This is a genomic window from Paenibacillus sp. 01T422 (assembly GCF_056398785.1).
In genome coordinates this window covers 1-444 of the sequence record NZ_JBFTQB010001661.1, presented here as the reverse complement: position 1 = coordinate 444, position 444 = coordinate 1, and the positions used below count along the sequence as shown (strand labels likewise).

The 444-nt window shown below is 42.8% G+C and carries 1 protein-coding gene; it reads left to right on the top strand.

Annotated elements, in window-relative coordinates; all coding sequences use genetic code 11:
• Nucleotides 1-43 precede the first annotated feature (43 nt).
• Nucleotides 44-444, top strand: a 401-nt coding sequence (locus tag AC1DUA_RS40670; RefSeq protein ID WP_477505021.1) for a histidine kinase dimerization/phospho-acceptor domain-containing protein, incomplete at its 3' end; no start/stop codon positions are given.

Below are 444 nucleotides of genomic sequence, written 5' to 3'. Positions count from 1 at the left end.
GATCATGCAGATGGACAACTACAGTGATTTTGTGGAGCGAAAGATGCGGAAGATAGATGGCACTTTTTTTGATGCAGAAATATCTTCGATTTATGTTCACAAAAAGATTGGGCACCCGGTCATGCAGAGCGTAATTCGCGATCTCACGGAGCGCAAGAAGTCGGAAGAAGCGATCATCAGATCAGAGAAACTGTCGCTCATTGGTCAATTGGCAGCTGGGATCGCGCATGATATCCGTAATCCACTAACTTCTTTAAAAGGGTTTGTCCATTTACTAAAGGCTAAAAATGCTGATTATGTTAATGTCATGATGGAAGAGCTCGAACATATCAATTATGTCGTTAATGAATTCATGACGCTGGCCAAACCCCATTTGAATTATTACATGGAGAGCAATCCTGCGGAGCTTGTTCAGAGTGTTATTGCTTTTCTACAGCCCCACGC